3 protein-coding genes and 1 tRNA gene are annotated in these 4,142 nt (G+C 63.3%); 1 reads left to right on the plus strand and 3 read right to left on the minus strand.

Features of this window, described 5'->3' with window-relative positions; genetic code table 11:
* Positions 1 to 169: 169 nt before the first annotated feature.
* From ABSG20_RS31170 to ABSG20_RS31180, 3 genes are all read right to left on the minus strand, one after another.
* A complete protein-coding gene (locus ABSG20_RS31170) occupies positions 170 to 1,606 on the minus strand; it encodes a glutamine synthetase family protein (protein WP_423868293.1) in 1,437 nt (478 codons plus the stop codon).
* Positions 1,607 to 1,643: 37 nt separating this feature from the next.
* Positions 1,644 to 2,999, minus strand: coding sequence for an aromatic ring-hydroxylating dioxygenase subunit alpha (locus tag ABSG20_RS31175; RefSeq protein WP_423868294.1), 1,356 nt, complete (start codon positions 2,997 to 2,999; stop codon positions 1,644 to 1,646).
* Between the two features lie 649 nt (positions 3,000 to 3,648).
* Positions 3,649 to 3,723: transfer RNA gene (locus tag ABSG20_RS31180), tRNA-Thr, on the minus strand.
* A gap of 143 nt (positions 3,724 to 3,866) precedes the next feature.
* Here ABSG20_RS31180 and ABSG20_RS31185 point away from each other — a divergent pair.
* A partial coding sequence (locus ABSG20_RS31185; RefSeq protein WP_423868295.1) for an SDR family oxidoreductase occupies positions 3,867 to 4,142 on the plus strand: 276 nt, incomplete at its 3' end.

Here is a 4,142-nt window from a genome sequence, read left to right on the forward strand (position 1 = left end):
TCGGTGCACCTCTCCCCCTGCGGGAGAGGTCGGATCGCGCTGCGATCCGGGTGAGGGGTGGCAACAGGCACCGCATTCGCGGCTACCCCTCGCCCCAACCCTCTCCCGCAAGGGGAGAGGGAGCTCACCTTCGTTGTTGAAGCAGCGCAGATCAGAAATCTGAAAGGGCTCAAAACAACTCGAAATATTCGCGCTGCTCCCAGTCGGATACTTCGGCCTCGAAGCGCTCGATTTCGGCGTTCTTGATGTGGACGTAATAATCGACGAACTCCGCGCCGAGCGCCGCGCCAAAGAACGGATCGTCCTTCAAGGCGGACACCGCCTCGCGCAGGCTCTTCGGCAGCGGCTCCGCCTCGGTCTCATAGGGCGTGTCCGCCGATGGTCCGGGATCGAGCCCGCGACCGACGCCGTCGAGGCCGGACAGAATCTGCGAAGCCATGTAGAGATAGGGATTGGCCGCGGGCTCGCCGATCCGGTTTTCGAGCCGCGTCGCGGTATCGCCGGGTCCGCCGAGCGCCCGGATCATGACGCCGCGGTTGTCGCGGCCCCAGTTCGCGCGATCCGGCGCCAGCGAATAGGAGCGGTAGCGCTTGTAGCCATTGATGGTCGGGGTCGTGAACACGGCCGCCGCGCGGGCGTGCTGCAGCAATCCCGCCAGGTAGCCACGGCCGAACGGGCTCAACGGCTCGTCGCCGTCCTGGGCCATGAAGGCGTTCTCGCCGCTTCCGCGCGCGACGATCGACTGATGCAGATGCCAGCCGGACGCCATGACGTTCGGAAGTTTCGGCCGGCACATGAAGGTGGCGTGAAAACCATGGCGGCGGCAGATCTGTTTTACCGCGCTGCGCAACAGGATCATGTTGTCGGCAGGCTCAAGCCCGACCTTCGGCAGAAAGGTGAATTCGCACTGGCTTGGACCGAACTCGACCTCGATCGACCGCAGCGGCAGATCGAGCGCGACGAGGTCGCGCCTGACAATCTCGAGCACGGGCTCCATCTGGTCGTAGCGCTGCTCGGTCAGATATTGATAGCCGCGCGATAACAGGCTGACCACGGACGGCTGACCCGGCTGACCGGAATCCTCCGCTGCCATCTTGGCGTCTTCGAGTTTGAAAATATGGCACTCGACTTCGAGTCCGGCGACGAAGTCGTAGCCGCCCTTCGCGAGCCCCGCGAGCACGGATTTATACAGCTGGCGGGTCGCGAACGGCACCGCGCGCCCGTCGGCGAAAAAGACATCGCACAACAGCCAGCCTGAAGCGGATGCCCACGGCAGCACGCGAAAGCTCAGGGGATCGGGCACCATCAGGACATCGGCGGCGCCCTGCATTTCCGGCATGCCGAAACCGCCGCCGGATGTGAACACCGGAAATACCGTGCGATGGGAAGTGTCCTTGGCGAACATCGTCGTGGTGATGGGGCAGCCGCTCTCCAGCGCGGCCAGCGCCTCGCTCGCCACCAGCGTCTTGCCGCGCAAAATGCCGTGCTGGTCGGGGAACGAAAACCTGATGACTTCGAGCTTTCTGTCTCCGACGGTTTTCCGCAGGCGCGCCGCCGCCTCCCACTGCGCGTCGGACCACAGACCGTGACGTGTGACAAAACTCAACGCCCGCCCTCCGGACGCCGAACCGGACGCGCCATCGCTACACCGCCCTGAGATTACGCACTTTGTCGGCGATCTCCGGAGGAACCGGCGCCGCCCACGGCGCGCCGCGCCGCCTGAGGACGTCGACCTCCATCCAGAAGGCTTCCCAGCCCCGCGTCGGCCCGATGCCGTCCATCGTCGCCGGACCCTGGATGCTGCGCGCATGCGCGGCATCGAGGTGCATGAAGGGCTTTGCGCCCTTGGCAACCGTCTCGATTTCCTGCCGCAGCAGGCGGCGATATTGCACGATGGCCTTGTCGGCCTGGCCAAGGTGCTCGCGGGTGCGGTCCTGGATCGCGCCCATCGATTCCACCGCCCACTGGTCGTGCACGTTGATATCGCTGCCCATGCCGGTAAAGGTCGCGGTCAACTGCTCCTGCGGATCGAAGCCGTAATCGTTGGATTTGTTCTTGCGCGAGCGATAGTCGGGCAACTCGTACAGTTCGAGGCGCTGGTTGCGCATCTTGTGCTTGTCGACCGGCGTCGAATAGCTGGTAAAAATCGCATACCAGTAGCAGTTCTCGTCATCGACCGGCACGTGCCATTGCGTGATCGTCATCTCGGTGCTCATCGGAATGACAAAACCGTGCGGGAACAGCTGATTGGTGACGCGGACATGGGTGCGCTCATGGTCGATCTCGCGTAGCGCGATCAGCCGCAAGCCATATTCGGTCTGCTCGACATTGATGATCGGCCGGCCATGTTCGCGCAAAATCCTGGTCATCGGCAGGTCGCTGCCGGCCGAGGCGCCGCGGAACTGCTTGCCGTAAGCAGCCGCGGGGTCCTCGTCCTGGAAGAAGCGATGCAGGAACGAGGCATGCGAAGGATCGATGCCGACCTCAAGCGCCTGCAGCCAGTTGCAGCCGATGTGGCCCTTGAACGCGAAGGTGTGGCTGTCGGGCGCGACAAAGGCATCGATCTCCGGAAAGGAGGGCTGCTCGCCTTCGCCGAGCCAGGCCCAGAGCATGCCGCTCTTCTCGACCACGGGATAAGCCCGCTGCTTGACGCCTTTGCACAGCACCGAGTCCTTCGGCTCCGCCGGGGTTTCCAGGCATTGGCCGGTCGCGTCGAACAGCCAGCCGTGAAAGGCGCAACGCAGACCGCCGTTTTCCAGCCGGCCAAAGGCGAGGTCGGCGCCACGATGGGCGCAATGGCGCTCGATCAGGCCGTAACGGCCCTGCTCGTCGCGAAACAGCACCAGATTCTCGCCGAGCATTTTTACCGGCCGGACCGGGCGCGCGCCCTGCAGCTCCTCAACCAGCGCCGCCGGCTGCCAGTACATCCGCATCAGTTTCCCGCACGGATCCTTTGGCCCGGTCCGGGTGATCAGGTCGTTCTGTTCCTGGCTCATCATGGCGGGGGTCCTTCATCAGGCTTGCCGTGTCGCAATCGCGGCCGCAAGACCGTCGAAACGGTGCGATAGTAACCACAAAAGTTGCCGATTGAGGTTACTGGATGACCGATTCCGTGCAACCTATCAGTTCAGGTCCTACATCATCGCGGGAGCTGCGCGCTTGCGCGCGTCGCGAAGCCTGACCCTGAGGGGATCTTCGACCGTCATTGCGAGGAGCCCTTGCGACGAAGCAATCCATCGCGCGGCGTATGCGGCTGTGGATTGCTTCGCTCACCGGACGGCGCCTTGCGCCGAGCCGGTGGCTCGCAATGACGGCTTGAAAATCCCTATTTCATTGGCGGCATTTCCGGCAGTCTCTCAGGCTGAAAGATGATATGGATATGATTCGAATTTCAAAATCACAGCACCTGCGGAAGTTCATCGACGCTCAGTCGAGCCGTGTTTCACGAACGCGCCATAAGAGGTCGGCCGCAACGTGTCATGCACGAGTTTCAAAATCTCGGCCGTCTTGTTGACGAAGGCTCGTAGGGCGCATTGGAGCCGAAGGCGTAATGCGCCAACTTGGCGACTTATGACGGCGGATCGCGAGCTGACGGATGCGGCAGGCCGGGTCGCCGATGTACGAGAAGTCAAATAAATGGGGGTTTTATGGTGCCGGTTGAGAGGATTGAACTCCCGACCTTCGGTTTACAAAACCGCTGCTCTACCGCTGAGCTAAACCGGCAATTCCGTGCAAACAGGTTGCGATCCGCCTTATAGCAGACCGCGCCCGCGTGTCGAGGTTGGGTGGGGCGAAGCGTCCGCCGGAAACCATTTGACCCGACTTTTTCCGCGTGAAACATTGCCGCCGGACCTAATGGCGGTGGCATGACCCAATCCTTCAGCGGCAAAACCTATATCGTTACCGGCGCCTCGCGCGGGATTGGTTTCGCGACGGCGAAACGGCTGGTCGAGGGCGGGGCGCGCGTCGCCCTGTTTGCCCGTGGCGCCGATGCGGTCGTCGCGGCAGCCGCGTCGCTGGGCGATGCGGCGATCGGGATCGGCGTGGATGTGGGTGAGCGCGACCCGATGTTCGCGGCATTCGAGCGGACGGTGGCGGCGTTCGGGCGGCTGGACGGAGTCGTCAATAATGCCGGCGCGACG

The sequence above is a fragment of the Bradyrhizobium sp. genome, from assembly GCF_049512235.1.
Classification (GTDB): domain Bacteria; phylum Pseudomonadota; class Alphaproteobacteria; order Rhizobiales; family Xanthobacteraceae; genus Bradyrhizobium.